A 14,291-nucleotide genomic window follows, 5' to 3' on the forward strand; every position below is an offset into this window, starting at 1 on the left:
GGCCATCATGACGTGTACTCGCCCCGAACCTCACACGCCGGTCGCCCCTCCTCCTGATCGTTGCAAGGCCGGCACAGGTCGGTAAGACCGTGGCGCTCGGTGAGGTCGTAAAGCTGCTGCCACCACCAGTGCCTGTCTGCGTCGGAAATCGAGGACGCGCGCACGTGTGTCCTCACTTCGATGGTTCGCCAGAGTTCTTCTTCCGCGGAGCCGGACGCCTTCAGCTCGGTGAGCTCGCTGTCCAGCAGCCTGAACCGATCTGCTAACTGCTCTCTTGAGAAGCGCATGCCCGGGACCGCCATTCGTCTGGCTCAGTGGGCGGACGATGCGCCCCGAATGCTTTCAATCAGCTTAACCATGCCATATGGACGTGCCAGGCATTAAGCATCCCTTTCTTTTCGACGGACGCGAAAGCCCTGGCAAGCCCGCGTGTTGCGTGGATCAATGCTCATGGCTGCCTTGTGCAGCGTATGGCAGGCGCAAGGATGGATGCCGTGCGACCCGTTTCGGACGGTGGATGTTCGACGCCGGTAGCGCCGCGCGTCGATGTCGATAAGAATGATCGGGTCGGACGAAACACATCGATCAAGGCAGCCGTCCAAACGAGGCGGATCGATGGACCAACATCAACGCGACGGCACGGGACTATGTCTAATACGGTACGCATGCTGGTCTTTGGTTTGCTGGCGCTCTCTTTCATGGCAGCGAGGGCTGCGGGCGAAGAGCTGTACACGGTTTCATGGCCCGCATCGCTCGTTGCGCCCGCTTCGAACCTGCGCATCAACGACATACGCGTCACGCTGGCCTGCGGCGAATTCAGGGCGGTGCGATACATACCCTCCGACTGGAGCATCGAGGTCGAGCGGCCGGTGTCGTCGCGCACGAAGCTGCATTTGTCCGCCGGCCATGGCGCGAGTGACCTGCCGAATCTCAAGACCTTGAACGGAGCGATCGTGGTCTCGGGCGCAGGCTCCCGTTGCTTCGACGTGTCGGCCGTGATCTATACGGAAAGCACGGTGCGGCGGCTCGCGCGAGCCGACCTCGGGCTTGTGAAGACGCGCTGAGCTGCGCCGGGCTCAACGCCGCGAGGCGCGCGCTTTCCGATCAGGCTTCGCGCGTCGCCAGCTTCGCATCGACCAGCTGCCTGATGCGTCGCGCATCGTCTTCCGTCACCGGGTTGTAGACGACGAGGCAGAGGTCGGCACGGCCGTCCACGGCGAACTGGGAATGTTCGAGGGCGATCTCGCCGAGGATGGGGTGGCGCAGATGTTTCACGTGGTCGCTGTAATGGCGTACGTCGTGGTTGCGCCATAGCGCTTCGAAGTCTGGGCTTTGCCGGCACAGCTCGTCGACAAGCGCTTTCACTTCGTCGCTTGCGCCTGCGCGAACCACGTCGGCGCGGAAGGCGGCGACCACGAACTGGCTGACGCTTTCCCACTCCTGCTGCATCTGCTTGGCGCGCGGATCGCAGAACAGCAGCTTGAGTATGTTCCGCTTGTGCAGTTCGAGCGTGCCGTAGTCGGTGAGCACGGTGGCCGCGGCGGTGTTCCACGCGACGACATCCCAGGTGGCGGTGCGCACCATGGCGGGGCTGTAGGGCAGGGAGTCGAGCACGCGCTGTACGCGTGGCGTGACGGCATCGGCGCCCTGGTAGCCGGTGCCGGGCGGACGTCCCAGCGCGAGCAAGTGGACGTGTTCGCGCTCGACCTCCGTGAGCATGAGCGCGCGGGCAATGCGGTCCAGTGCTTGCGCCGAGGGCGCGCCGCCGCGGCCTTGTTCCAGCCAGGTGTACCAGGTGGTGCTGACGTGGGCGCGCTGGGCCACTTCTTCGCGGCGCAGCCCGCTGGTACGCCGTCGCTTCGACTCGAAGCCGAGCGCGGCGGCGTCCAGGTGAGTACGCCGCTCCCTCAGGAAGGTGCCGAGCGGACTTTCTCTGGTCGTGGCCATCGCGATCCTGTTAGTGCTTATACCCTGATAAACAACCAGATTTACCTGGATGTCGAAGGTCCCCAGCATAGCGCTCCTCTCAACCAGGAGGATGTGCTCATGCGTGTATTCGTCACTGGAGCAACGGGCTTCGTGGGGTCGGCAGTGGTCGACGAGCTGTTGCGTGCGGGCCACGCGGTGCTGGGCCTGGCGCGTACCGACGCCGCTGCTGCCGCGTTACAGGCGGCGGGGGCCGAGGTTCACCGAGGCTCGCTGGAAGATGCCGACAGCTTGCGGGCCGGGGTCGAGGGTGTCGATGGCGTGATCCACACGGCGTTCAACCACGATTTTTCGCGCTTCGCCGAGAACGCGCGGACGGAAAGCCGTGCCATCGATGCGCTGGGCCAGGCGTTGCGCGGCAGCGCGCGGCCGTTGGTCGTCACCTCGGGATTCGCGGTGCTGGCGTCGGGGCCGGTGTGCGTAGAAACGGACGAACCGATCCCCGCATCGGATCACTATCCGCGGGCATCGGAAGCAACGGCGATGAAATACGTCGTCGAAGGCGTGCCCGTTTCGGTGGTGCGGCTTCCGCCCACGGTCCATGGCGAGGGCGACCATGGTTTCGTGCCTCGCGTGATTGCCTTTGCGCGCCAGCACGGCGTGTCGCCTTACATCGGTGACGGCAGCAACCGTTGGGCGGCCGTGCACCGCCATGACGCGGCGCGTGTGTTCCGGCTTGCGCTGGAATGTGGTGCGAGCGGCGCTCGCTACCATGCGGTGGCCGAAGAAGGTCTTTTCTTCAGGCAGATTGCCGAAACCGTGGGTACACGGCTCGGTGTGCCGGTCACCAGTGTATCGAAGGAGCAGGCCCCGTCGCACTTTGAATGGCTGGCGCCATTCGTCGGCATGAACATGGCTGCCTCCAGTGAGCATACGCGCGACGCACTGGGTTGGACGCCCATGCGTCCGGACCTGCTCGCTGACCTGCGCGACGCCGACTATTTCGGTTGATCGTGTAACCCGTGGAGAGATCGCGCCGGGACGGGCCCGTCCCGCAAAAGGCATCCGCCGGCATGGCGGCGGATGCCTCTCTCCGTTACGCCTGCTTGCGCTGGGGCAGCTTCCAGTCCGGCCGGATGAAATGGCAGGTGTAGCCGTTGGGGAAGCGCTCCAGGTAATCCTGGTGCTCCGGCTCCGCCTCCCAGAACGGGCCCGCGGGGGCGATCTCGGTCACCACCTTGCCCGGCCACAGGCCCGAGGCATCGACATCGGCCACGGTGTCTTCGGCCACCGCCTTCTGCCCATCGTCGCGATAGAAGATGGCCGAGCGATAGCTGGTGCCGAGGTCATTGCCCTGGCGGTTCTTCGTGGTCGGATCGTGGATCTGGAAGAAGAATTCCAGGATCTGTCGATAGCTGATGCGGCTCGGGTCGAACTCGATCTCGATCGCTTCCGCGTGCGTGCCATGGTTGCGATAGGTCGCGTTGGGCACGTCGCCGCCCGTATAGCCCACACGCGTGGACACGATGCCTGGGTAACGTCGCAGCAGATCCTGCATGCCCCAGAAGCAACCGCCCGCGAGGATGGCGATCTCGGTCTTGGTCGTCATGGTCTGTCCTTCCGTCGATGTCGGTAATGCGTGATCTCTCGGCATGCCATCAAGGTGGTGCGCCTTGTCCGGCTGCACAAGGGAGCGTCTGCCTGTGAATTCGCTCCAGAGCCGCCAAGGGTTACACCTGCGCAGTGTCCGTGTCGTGCAAACGGCGCGTCAGGGCCCGCGTTCGCGCGACGAAGTCAGGCCTTGGTCCGGTGGTAGTAGCGGCGGGCCTTGTCGCGGCTGCCGCAGTCGGCCATGTCGCACCAGCGGCGCTGCCCGTTGCGGGTCTGATCTTCGAACAGCCAGTCGCAGGACGGGCAGCAGCGCAGGCGTTCATGGGTTCCCGCGGTGACCAGTTCGGCAGCATCCAGCAGGATCGGCGCGAGCGCCTCGGTGGCGTTCTGCGGCGCAGGCACGTGCCAGGCCAGCGTCTGCGGATCGATCACGCGATGCTGGTAGACGCGGGCCACGGCCTTGCTGAGCTCGGCGATGGCGGTGTCAGGCGCCCGCTCGCCATGCGCGAGGGTTCGCAGTACGCGCGCGAGCATGTGCCGTGTCTTGTGGAGGGCGGTCAGGTCCACGGTCCTGGCGCGCGGAAAGGGCAGGTCGACGGCCGCGAACCAGCGCCTGGCGTTGTCGGAAGACGACAACCAGTCGTGCTCCCGCTCGGTCCCGGGCCAGCTGATCGTGTTGACGAAGTCCAGGCACGGCCGCCCGCCCACGAGCTTGTAGGTGCCGCCGTAATCACCGGAATCGAGGTCGAGTGCTTCCATGCATCCATCTTACCAGCTATTTGCATTTGACAGGTGAGCCATGCAGGTCTATAAACTTCACCGTCATGAGCGATATAGACGGTAAAGTTGGAATCGACTCGACGCCGCTGTCGGGGCGGGTGCCCCCGCATCTGTTTTTTGTCGGCAGCGCGATCTTCCACTACCTCGGCCCTTCGTTCGCGGTGCTGCTGTTTGCGCGAGTGCCTGTCGCCGGCGTGGCGTGGTTGCGGATCGTGTCGGCGGCGCTGGTGTTTGCGCTGTGGCGCAGGCCCTGGCGAGCCTTCCTTGCGGCAGCGCGTCAGGCGCAGTGGACCATGCTGGCGCTCGGTGGCGTGTTTGCCGCCATGAATTACTGCTTCTACCGCGCCATCGCCGTGTTGCCATTGGGCACGGTGGCGGCCATCGAGTTCGCGGGTCCGGTGGCGCTGGCACTGGCTGGCGCGCGCTCCATGCGCAACCTGGGCGCCCTCGTGTTGACCGTCGGCGGCGTCTATCTGTTGACCGAGCTGCGCATCGCGGGTTCGCCGCAGGCGTTCGTGTGGGCGTTTGCCAACGCGGTGCTGTTCACGCTCTACATCGTGCTGGCGCACGCCGTGTCCCGCGCCGATCCGGCCACCAGTCCGATCGACCGGCTGGGGGCGGCGATGATCGTCGCCGGTATCGCGATTTCTCCCCTGGGTTTTCGCGATGCCGCACCTGCCCTGCTGGACCCGGTGGCCTTGGGCGCCGGCATCGTCGTGGGCATCAGTTCATCGGTGATTCCCTATGTGTTCGACCAGCTGGCGATGCGCAGGCTGCCACGCTCGACCTATGCGTTGTTCGTTGCGCTGCTGCCGGCCACCGCGGTGATCATCGGCATCGTCGTGCTGCGACAGATGCCATCCGCGCTGGAGCTGCTGGGGGTGCTGCTGGTCGCATCGGGCGTCGCACTTCACCGGCCACCGGCCTGATCGCGGAATGGCCATGCACTACGTCAACATGGGACGAAGCGGCCTCAAGGTATCGCGCCTGTGCCTGGGCGCCATGAGCTATGGCAGCCCGGATGCGAAGGCCTGGATCCTCGGCGAAGAGGAAGGCCGACCGATCATCCGCCGCGCGCTGGAGCTTGGCGTCAATTTTTTCGACACGGCCGACATGTACTCGGGCGGCGAGAGCGAACGCGTATTGGGCCGTGCCTTGCGCGATTTCGCGCGGCGTGACGACGTCGTGGTCGCCACCAAGGCGTACTACCCCATGGGCCCCGGCCCGAATCAGCGCGGCTTGTCGCGCAAGCACCTCTTGGCGGCCATCGATGCGTCGCTGGCGCGACTGGGCATGGATCACGTCGACCTCTACCAGATCCATCGCTGGGACGATGAAACGCCCGTGGAGGAAACGCTGGAGGCGCTCAACGACATCGTGCGTGCAGGCAAGGCGCGCTACATCGGCGCGTCCAGCATGTTCGCGTGGCAGTTTCAGAAGGCGCTGATGATTGCCGAGCGCGAGGGATGGGCCCGCTTCATCTCGATGCAGAACCACTACAACCTCGTCTATCGCGAGGAGGAGCGCGAAATGCTTCCGCTCTGTCGCGAGGAAGGCATCGCGGTGCTTCCCTGGAGCCCGTTGGCAAGGGGTTTTCTCACGCGGCCACGTGGCCCCGCCGAATCGCTGCGCTCGGCCAACGATGCGTTTGCGCGTGGCCTGTACTACGCGGAAGAAGACTACGACGTGGTCGATGCCGTGACACAGGTGGCTGAGGGGCGCGGCGTGTCACAGGCGCAAGTGGCGTTGTCGTGGCTGCTGCATCAACCTGGCGTCACGGCACCGATCTTCGGCGCCACGCGCTTGGCGCACCTCGAGCAGGCGGTCGACGCCCTCGACGTGGCGCTGACGGCCCAGGAGTGCAGTCTGCTCGAAGCGCCTTACCGACCGCATCGGGTGCTTGGCCACCCATCGCCGTCGATCGCGAACGCTACATCCTCCGAACGCAGGGCCTGATCGATGACCACGCCGACGCTGCCGTCACAGGCATGGCGCAAGACCTTGCTGAATACGCTGGTCCTCGGTGCGCTGCTGTTCGTATCGGCGGGAACGCTGCGCTTCTGGCAGGCGTGGGCATTTACGGGCATTTACGTGGCCGGGAGCTGCTTCAACACGGCGTATTTCCTCCGGCGTGATCCGTCGCTGGTGCGTCGTCGATTGCGGGCTGGCCCTGGCGCCGAGTCGATGTCCAGCCAACGCGTGATCCAGGCGGTGTCGGCGGTCTGTCTGCTCGCGACCTTGCTGTTGGCAGGTCTGGACCATCGATGGCGATGGTCGGGCATGCCGCCGGCGGTCGTGGCCGTGGCCGACGGCGTGGTGGTGGTGGGGCTGCTGATCGTGTTCGCGTCGTTCCGATCCAACAGCCATGCCGCCGCCACGGTGGGCGTGGCTCCAGCGCAAGTCGTGGCGTCCGCCGGCCCGTACCGGTGGGTGAGGCATCCGATGTACCTGGGATCCGCCTTGGCCTTTCTGGCCACCCCGGCGGCGCTGGGTTCGGCATATGCGTGGCTGGGCGCCGTGCCGGCGACATGGGCCCTCGTGGTTCGGCTGCTGGACGAGGAGCGACTGCTCAAGGAGCGGCTGCCCGGCTATGCCGCCTATGCCTCACGCGTGCGCTTTCGCCTGCTGCCGGGCCTCTGGTAGCGATAGTTCGCCGTTCGTCATGAGCTCATGACATTTCTTCACGAGGCGAAACATGACAGTTTGATTACAATCGCCGCCGCGGCAGCGCCCTGTTCGAGGACGCCGCTTTATGCCCGTGGGGAACAAGGGAGAGAGATTGCATGCGACACCAGCTAGCCGCCGCCCTGGCGTTGGGCATCTGCGCGACAGCCGCCCACGCCGACAGCGGAAGCTTCAATGATTTCTTCGACAAGGGCCACATCGACGGCGAGCTGAGGCTCTACAACTTCGATCGCCTTTACGACACGCCACATACCCCCGATGCGCATGCGCTCTCGCTGGCGGCGCTGGTCAACCTGCAATCGGGAAGCGTATGGGGTGGCTTCGGCGCGGGGCTTTCCTTCGCCACGGCCAATGCGCTGGGCACGAATTCGGACAACATCGCCAAGGTCGATACCTCGCTGATGGGGCCGAACAGTTCGATCGGCGCCTTCACCCAGGCCTACCTGCAATACAAGCGCGACGGGTTCCTGGTGCGTGGCGGCTACCAGTACCTCAACACGCCGTGGATGGGCAACAACGACTCGCGGGTGATTCCTTCGTCGTACAACGCGGCGATGGTGGACATCACGCCGGACAAGGACTGGCACATCTATGCCATCCGCACTTTCGAATGGAAGAGTCGCACGTCCACCGGCATGTACTCGGACAACCTGTACTACCCCTCGCGGTATGACGGCGATTCCATGTACGGCAACAACGGCTCCTTGCCCTCGACGGCGCCCAAGGCCGATGGCACATGGGCGGCGGGCACCACCTACACGCACGACGCCATCAAGGCCCAGGCCTGGTACTACAACTTCATCGACTTCGCGCGCATGGGCTATGCGGACGGTACCTATACGCTGAAGACCGATACGCACTTCGATCCGTTCCTCTCGCTGCAGTACCTCACCGAGAACGGCGGCAACGGCAACATCCTGGTGGACACGCACACCAAGCTGTTCGGCGTGGCGGGCACGCGCGTGCGTGCGGAGGCGTGGGGTGCCGACCTGGGTACGTCGATCTGCGACGGCCGCATCGACGTGGCGTACAACAAGTTGTCGAACCAGTCGGGCGCCGTGGGCGAGGGCGCGATCATTTCGCCGTACACGAGCAACTATGCCACCGATCCGCTGTTTACCACCTCGATGATCCGCGGCCTGGTGGAACAAGGGCCGGGTCATGCGTGGAAGGCGCGTGCGCAGTACAGCTTCTTCGACAAGAAGCTGCAGCTGGTAGCGGCCTACGCGAAGTACACCACCGACCTGCGCGGCAACAGCCACGATCTCTACTTCGACATCATCTACAACATGGATGGCGTGCTGAAGGGTCTGACCTTGCGCGATCGCTGGGAGCGCTCGACCGGTGGCACCAACAACCTCAACCCGGGCAACGAGGCGTTCGTCTACAACCGCCTGATGATCACCTACAAGTTCTGAGCTTGCGTCGAAGCGGCGGTCCGCGACCGTCGCTTCGCCATCGCTTGCAGTCGATCTCCGACGATCAGCCGTCCTACCCGGCGATCTGCGAGGGCGTCGCGCCCAGCAGTCGCCGCATGCATCGCGCCATGTGGCTGGCATGGGCAAAACCGGTCTGGTGCGCGATGTCGGTGATGCTGCCGCGGCCTTCCTGCAGCAGCCAGCGCGCGCGCTCCACGCGGCGCTCCAGCACGAAACGATGCACGGGTTTGCCCGCCGCCTGGCGAAACAGCGGCTTGAAATGGGACACGCTGAAGCCTGCCACCGCCGCGAGTTCGGCGAGGGTCAGGTCCTGGTCCAGATGGGCTTCGATGTATTCGATGACGTGGTTCAGCCGCCAAGCGGGTAGGGCGCGCGCCGCCGCCGCGGGCCGCTGGTGACGCGCCTGCAGGGTGAGCAGTCGCGCGGCCAGCGCCGTGGCCAGGCTGTCGACGAACAGGCGCCCACCCGGATACGCGTCGCGCGCCTCCGCCTGCATCATCCAGCCGATGTGTTCGACCTGCGGATCGCGGATATGGATGGAAGGCGCGAGCGCGCTGTTGCGTTCGCCCCATCCCATGTTCTCGCCGGTGTCGCGCAGCAGCGACGGTGCCAGCCTCAACAGCAGCGAATGCGCGGGAGCCGACATCGTCCACAGCGTGCTGGAGCCTGCGGGTACGACGCAGAACTGTCCGTGCAGGCGGACGCCTTGCCGCTCGACGCGACCTGCGCGGTACGACACGGGCACGGGTTCGCCAAGATGCAGACAGAGCACGTGACGCGTGTCCACCGGCGAGGGAAACAGGCCGGCGGGTACGGGCGAGGTCAACACATCGAGCAGGGGAAGGCGAAACGCCCCGTCGCCCGAGGACGGGGCCGCGGTCGGCGTGGGGTAGCACGAGGGCCGGTCGTTGCTCACCTGGGTGTTGTAAGGCCTGGCCGGTGATGTCGGCATGTGCCGGAAATCATCCTTTCCTGCGCAGGACCATCCAAACGTGCGCGCGCCGCCGAGGCGGCTTCGCCATGCTGGCGACTCGTACCCTCGATGGAGCATCACGATGAAGCGCAGGCAATTCCTGCAGTGGAGCGGCGTCGGCATGGTCGCCGGCGTGCTTGGGACCTCGGTGCTTCGGGCCGCACCCTTGCGCATGCCGGGCTCCGACGCGACCGCGGGCTCGATGGACGCAGCGTGGTTCCGCGCCTCCCGTCGCTATGCGAACTTGCCGTTCGGTCGCATTGCCTATGTCGAGCGGGGCGAAGGCGAGGCGGCCGTGTTCCTGCATGGTGCGCCGCTCAACGGCTTCCAGTGGCGGGGCGCGTTGGAACGACTCTCTGCGCACCGGCGATGCATCGCGCCCGACTTCATGGGCCTGGGTTATTCCGAAGTACCGGAGCATCAATCGCTGGCGGCGGACGCGCAGGTCGCGATGCTCGCTTCTTTGCTGGACCACCTTTCGGTGCGGCACGTGGATATCGTCGCCAGCGACATCGGGTGTGCCGTCGCGCAACTGTTCCTGGCGCGCCATCCCTCGCGGGTGAGGTCGCTGCTGCTGACCAATGGCGACGTGGAGATCGACAGTCCGCCGGCCGGCGTGAAGCCCGTCATCGAGATGGCGCGGGCAGGCACACTCGCCGATACCACTGCGCAGTGGTTGACCGACACGGCGCTCGCACGATCCACCTTCGGTGCAGCGGTGTATGCACGCCCCGAGGTGCTGACCGCGGAGACCATCGCCTACTACGTGACGCCGCTGGTCGGTTCGCCATTGCGGCGGGCGCAGTATCACGCGTTCCATCTCGCGCTCGACGCCAATCCCCTGGCCGGCATCGAGGCCACGTTGAAGCGCAGCGAAGTGCCCGTGCGCATGGTGTGGGGCGTCAGCGACAGCATCTTCAGGCTGGCCGATGCCGATTATCTCGACCGCAGCTTTCCCCGGTCGCAAGGCGTGCGACGCGTAGAGCAAGGCAAGCTGTTCTTCCAGGAAGAATTCCCGGAGGCGATAGCCGAAGAGGCCCGGCGATTGTGGGGCGTGAGCTGACGCGCCGCCCTTGGGCGAGAGGCGGGCCGGACGACATGGGCGCCGCACGAAGCGACGGCGACGATCAGGTCCCGGCGATGAAGCCCCATGCAGTCAGCAGGTCGTGGATGCCGTTGATGGCGAATTGCACGCCGATGCAGACCAGCAGGAAACCCATCACGCGTGCCATCGCGTCCACGCCTTTTTCGCCCAGCAGTCGCAGCAACGGGCTTGCCCCGCGCATGCACAGCCAGAATTCAAGCGCGAACAGCAGCGCAATGGTGACGACGGCGAAATTGACGTTGTAGGTGTAACCGCGTTCCGGAACGGTCGCTGCGGCGCTGATGATGAAGGCGATCGTGCCGGGGCCGGTGGTGCACGGCATGGTCAGCGGGATGAAGGCGACGTCGGGCAGTTGCTGCTGCGTCGTCTGGTCTTCCGCCGCCATCTCGGCCTGTGCCTCGTCTTCGCCCAGCCGTGCCGGGGGAAACAGCATGCCGAAGCCGATGTAGGAAACGATCAATCCGCCCGCCAGCCGCAGGCCGGGCAGCGAGATGCCGAACACGTTCATGACCGCCTTGCCGGCGTAGAAGCAGATCAGCAGAACGATCGTCACGTAGATGGTGGCGCGCGTGATCTGTCGATTGCGTTCGGCCACCGGATAGCGGCCTGTCAACGCGAGCAGCACGGTGGCGCTGGTGACGGGATTGGCGATGGTGGTCAGGCCCAGCAAGCCGACGACAACGTCGTTCAGAAATCCGTGCATAGCGGCGATTTCCGGTGGACGTGGAGAGTGAAGCCGCCTTTATCCAACGATGCGCATGATCAAATCGTGATTCCACGACTCAGCCGATCGCAAGCTTTCGGTGGCAATCTGGGGGATTCGCTCATGCGCCGCATTGCAGGCGTCGAGCCACGCCATCCATCATGCCGCTATCGCCGGCGAGGAGAGGCCCGATAGCGGCACGACGGCGGCCCGTGTCAGGGTTTCACGAACTTCAGTGTCATGCGGTCCGACTCGCCGATGGCTTTCATCCTGGCGTGCTCGTCTTCCGGACCGGAAAGGTCAGGTGGCAGGCGATGCACGTTGATGTCTTCGGGATCGCCCGGGTTAGCGTTGACCTGCGACACGCCGGCGAGGCGGAAACCGGTCTTCAGCCCCAGCGAAATCATGTAGTCCTCGGAAATGCGATGCAGCGCGCCGGCGGTGACATGCGGATCGCCGAATGGCTTGGCGCGATGTTCCTCGATGCCAAGCACGCCACCCGGCTTCAGCACGTCGAACGCGGACTTGAAAACGGCTTCCAGCGTTTCAGGGCTGTCGATCAGCCAGTCGTGCGCATTGCGGAACGTGAGCACCATGTCGGCCGAGTTGGCGGGCCCCAGGCTCACCTGCCCGGGTGGCGCGAACGGAATGACCTTGGCGATGTGGCCGTACACGGCAGGATCGGCTTTCAGCTTCGCGTTGAATTTCTCGCCCTTGGGCGAAGCGGCCTCCACCAGGTGCCCGTGGGGAGCAAGGTAGGGCGCCAGTATTTCGGTATACCAGCCACCGCCGGGCGACAGTTCGATCACGGTCATGTCCGGCTTCAGGCCGAAGAATTCCAGCGTTTCGACGGGATGACGATAGGTGTTGCGCGCCTTGTTGGCGTCGGAGCGCCACGCGCCATTGGCGGCGGCCTGCAGCGTCACTTCGGGCGGTGTGGATGTAGCAGCGTGTGCCGCGGCCACGCCCAGCCATGCGATGGAAAACAGCGCGAGCAGCTTGCAGGTGCGGTGGAACATGGTTCGACCCTCCTGACGTGGAAACCCAAGACTACGCCTAAAACGGTCGTGGGGTGTTCGTCCGGGAGGAGGGGATTCCCGGCATTGCAGCAAGGATGCCGGGCCTCCGTTGGCGGCGTTCAGGGGGGTGCGTCGGCCAGCAGCACCGATTCGGCATGGACGTCCCGATGGACGAAAAGAAGTGCGCGAACGTCGACATGAACGGACACGGCCGTTGTCACCATCGCCTCTTTCGTGGCGTTCGGTGCGAAGGCGTAGCTGACGTTGATCTTCTTGGTACGGGCCAGGAGGTTGCCTTTCGGTTTCGCCAGGTGCAGATCCAGGTGGCTGATGAAAGGCTCGCCCTGGGCGTCGATGCTCACCTCCGCCTCGCCGTTGAACAGGTCGTCGTCGGACAGGTCGTCGCTGTCGTTGCCATCGGAGTCGGCATGCACGTAGCTCCCTCCCGTCCTTCCACGCGGAAGCCGGCGGGTCGTGAATGCATAAACGGTGCGTCCGGCAGCCTGGCTGACGAGGTGGGCATCGGAACCGATGACGTTCCCGAGTTCGGCATAGGAGGCCAGCGCCTTGTCGGGCGACTTGTCCAGATCGACGGTTTCGACCTCCGTCTCGGGCTCCTTGCCGCCGCGCACGATCGTGGTGGTGCGCAAACTGCCGTGCAGTTCGCCGGCGGGCAACGCAGGGCGGGAAAGCGCCTGCGTGAGCAGCGCATCGTGCGCCGCCGCACCGGAGGCTCCCGCCAGGAACACCAGGCATGCCAAGGCTTTCATCTTCATGATGGCCATCCCCATTCGACCGCTCCAACGTAGGTCGGCGGGCGGTGCACGCCATGAGTCATTGGTCACGTGGGTGCCGATGGTCATGCGATGGAAGGGGGCGAGGCGGCCAGGCGCGGCTGGCCAAGTCGCGGGCGTGCGCGTGAAGTTCTAAGCCTCGCATAAGCTTTCGCGGTCATGATGGCCCTGCATAGGTCGATGCCTGGGGAGGCGCGGCTGGTGTTCCTCACAGGGGTGGGGCAGGGGCAGGTACGTGGCTATGGGAGACCCGACGTTCGGCCTTGGCATTCGCCAAGGTTGCGGAGTTGTCTGAAGTGGCTGGCCAGTCCAGCGCCGCCCACTGGCAGCGTCCGTCTCGGCTGTTCCACACAAGGAGCCAGGTTCCATGCTGTCCATCAAGGGAACGCTCGGTTTCGAAGCCAATGGTCGCAATTTCGGCGGCCATGACCGCATCGAGCTGCTGATCAAGATCGACGAGGCAGGCTCCATCGCCGCCGCTGCCCGCGAAGTGGGCATGAGCTACAAAGGGGCGTGGGAGGCGGTCGATGCCATGAACAACCTGGCGGGCGAGCCACTCGTGCTGCGGGCCGTGGGGGGGCGCAGCGGTGGCGGCGCGGTGCTGACGCCGCGTGCGCGGCGCCTGATCGAGGTCTTCCAGCACATGGAAGCGATCCACCAGCAATTCCTGAAGCAGCTCAGCAGCATTGCGGACAACCCGCTTTCCGACATCGAACTGGCGAGGCGTTTCATGATGAAGACGAGCGCACGGAACCAGCTGGCCGGGACCGTCGCCTCAGTCGACCATGGCGCCGTGAACGATGTCGTGCAGCTCGACATCCAGGGCGGCCAGCGGCTGGTGGCCACCGTGACCCACGAAAGCTCGGTGAACCTGGGGCTGAGCCCCGGCAAGAATGCGTTTGCGCTGATCAAGGCGTCGTCGGTGATGCTCGGCCTGCCCGACGCTTCGACGCGGCTTTCCGCGCGCAACCAGCTGCCGGGGCAGGTCTCCTACGTCAAGCGTGGCGCGGTGAACGCCGAGGTCGGCGTCCAGCTCGATGGCGGCAACGTCGTCGTCGCCATCATCACCGACGTGAGCCTCGATGCGTTGCAGCTGAAGGAAGGCGTGGCGGTCGTGGCCATCATCAAGGCATCCAGCATCATCGTGGGCACGTTCGCCGTCTGACATCTCGCCGTGCACCGGAACAACCGAGGGCGGCACCGCTCGCCTCGCGAAGTGCTGCGGCCTGATACGCGTATCCCGGAGATTCGCACGG

At 65.2% G+C, this 14,291-nt stretch carries 15 protein-coding genes; 8 read left to right on the plus strand and 7 right to left on the minus strand.

Annotated features, from left to right (window positions below; genetic code table 11):
• The first annotated feature begins 665 nt into the window (after nucleotides 1–665).
• Nucleotides 666–1,064, plus strand: a complete 399-nt coding sequence (locus tag CA260_RS06535) for a hypothetical protein (protein WP_111981548.1) — start codon at nucleotides 666–668, stop codon at nucleotides 1,062–1,064.
• A 40-nt stretch (nucleotides 1,065–1,104) separates the two neighbouring features.
• Here CA260_RS06535 and CA260_RS06540 read toward each other — a convergent pair whose 3' ends face one another.
• A complete protein-coding gene (locus CA260_RS06540) occupies nucleotides 1,105–1,911 on the minus strand; it encodes a helix-turn-helix transcriptional regulator (protein ID WP_238149702.1) in 807 nt (268 codons plus the stop codon).
• On the opposite strand from CA260_RS06540, the gene CA260_RS06545 reads away from it, so the two are divergent.
• Nucleotides 1,807–2,937 carry an SDR family oxidoreductase gene (locus CA260_RS06545; protein WP_238149628.1) on the plus strand — a complete coding sequence of 377 codons (1,131 nt, stop codon included), beginning with the start codon at nucleotides 1,807–1,809 and terminating at the stop codon, nucleotides 2,935–2,937. The genes CA260_RS06540 and CA260_RS06545 overlap by 105 nt on opposite strands.
• Before the next feature lie 85 nt (nucleotides 2,938–3,022).
• Here the strand turns inward: CA260_RS06545 and msrA are convergent, their stop codons facing one another.
• Together msrA and CA260_RS06555 are read right to left on the minus strand one after the other, a co-directional pair.
• Nucleotides 3,023–3,535, minus strand: coding sequence for a peptide-methionine (S)-S-oxide reductase MsrA (gene msrA, locus CA260_RS06550; RefSeq protein ID WP_111981551.1), 513 nt, complete (start codon nucleotides 3,533–3,535; stop codon nucleotides 3,023–3,025).
• A 185-nt stretch (nucleotides 3,536–3,720) separates the two neighbouring features.
• Complete coding sequence (locus CA260_RS06555; RefSeq protein ID WP_111981552.1) at nucleotides 3,721–4,296, minus strand: CGNR zinc finger domain-containing protein; 576 nt, start codon at nucleotides 4,294–4,296, stop codon at nucleotides 3,721–3,723.
• A 65-nt stretch (nucleotides 4,297–4,361) separates the two neighbouring features.
• On the opposite strand from CA260_RS06555, the gene CA260_RS06560 reads away from it, so the two are divergent.
• The 4 genes from CA260_RS06560 (at nucleotide 4,362) to CA260_RS06575 (ending at nucleotide 8,420) form a co-directional block, all read left to right on the plus strand.
• Nucleotides 4,362–5,246 carry an EamA family transporter gene (locus CA260_RS06560; RefSeq protein ID WP_111981553.1) on the plus strand — a complete coding sequence of 295 codons (885 nt, stop codon included), beginning with the start codon at nucleotides 4,362–4,364 and terminating at the stop codon, nucleotides 5,244–5,246.
• 13 nt (nucleotides 5,247–5,259) lie between these two features.
• A complete protein-coding gene (locus CA260_RS06565; protein ID WP_111983036.1) occupies nucleotides 5,260–6,273 on the plus strand; it encodes an aldo/keto reductase in 1,014 nt (337 codons plus the stop codon).
• Between the two features lie 3 nt (nucleotides 6,274–6,276).
• The gene (locus CA260_RS06570; protein WP_111981554.1) at nucleotides 6,277–6,960 is read left to right on the plus strand and encodes a methyltransferase family protein; all 684 of its coding nucleotides are present in this window, start codon (nucleotides 6,277–6,279) and stop codon (nucleotides 6,958–6,960) included.
• Between the two features lie 140 nt (nucleotides 6,961–7,100).
• On the plus strand, nucleotides 7,101–8,420 hold the full coding sequence (locus tag CA260_RS06575; RefSeq protein WP_111981555.1) for a hypothetical protein: 1,320 nt from the start codon (nucleotides 7,101–7,103) through the stop codon (nucleotides 8,418–8,420).
• Between the two features lie 73 nt (nucleotides 8,421–8,493).
• Here the strand turns inward: CA260_RS06575 and CA260_RS06580 are convergent, their stop codons facing one another.
• Nucleotides 8,494–9,393, minus strand: a complete 900-nt coding sequence (locus CA260_RS06580; RefSeq protein WP_111981556.1) for a helix-turn-helix domain-containing protein — start codon at nucleotides 9,391–9,393, stop codon at nucleotides 8,494–8,496.
• Nucleotides 9,394–9,496: 103 nt separating this feature from the next.
• On the opposite strand from CA260_RS06580, the gene CA260_RS06585 reads away from it, so the two are divergent.
• Nucleotides 9,497–10,477, plus strand: coding sequence for an alpha/beta fold hydrolase (locus tag CA260_RS06585; RefSeq protein WP_111981557.1), 981 nt, complete (start codon nucleotides 9,497–9,499; stop codon nucleotides 10,475–10,477).
• A gap of 64 nt (nucleotides 10,478–10,541) precedes the next feature.
• Here the strand turns inward: CA260_RS06585 and CA260_RS06590 are convergent, their stop codons facing one another.
• The 3 genes from CA260_RS06590 to CA260_RS06600 form a co-directional block, all read right to left on the minus strand.
• Nucleotides 10,542–11,222 (minus strand): MarC family NAAT transporter, encoded by a 681-nt coding sequence (locus tag CA260_RS06590; RefSeq protein ID WP_111981558.1) that lies wholly within the window; start codon nucleotides 11,220–11,222, stop codon nucleotides 10,542–10,544.
• A 215-nt stretch (nucleotides 11,223–11,437) separates the two neighbouring features.
• Nucleotides 11,438–12,241, minus strand: a complete 804-nt coding sequence (locus tag CA260_RS06595) for a class I SAM-dependent methyltransferase (protein ID WP_111981559.1) — start codon at nucleotides 12,239–12,241, stop codon at nucleotides 11,438–11,440.
• Between the two features lie 119 nt (nucleotides 12,242–12,360).
• Nucleotides 12,361–13,032 (minus strand): hypothetical protein, encoded by a 672-nt coding sequence (locus CA260_RS06600; protein ID WP_146745292.1) that lies wholly within the window; start codon nucleotides 13,030–13,032, stop codon nucleotides 12,361–12,363.
• Nucleotides 13,033–13,402: 370 nt separating this feature from the next.
• On the opposite strand from CA260_RS06600, the gene CA260_RS06605 reads away from it, so the two are divergent.
• Nucleotides 13,403–14,200 (plus strand): TOBE domain-containing protein, encoded by a 798-nt coding sequence (locus tag CA260_RS06605; protein WP_111981561.1) that lies wholly within the window; start codon nucleotides 13,403–13,405, stop codon nucleotides 14,198–14,200.
• The last annotated feature ends 91 nt before the right edge of the window (nucleotides 14,201–14,291 follow it).

It is taken from the genome of Dyella jiangningensis, assembly GCF_003264855.1.
Lineage (GTDB): Bacteria > Pseudomonadota > Gammaproteobacteria > Xanthomonadales > Rhodanobacteraceae > Dyella > Dyella jiangningensis_C.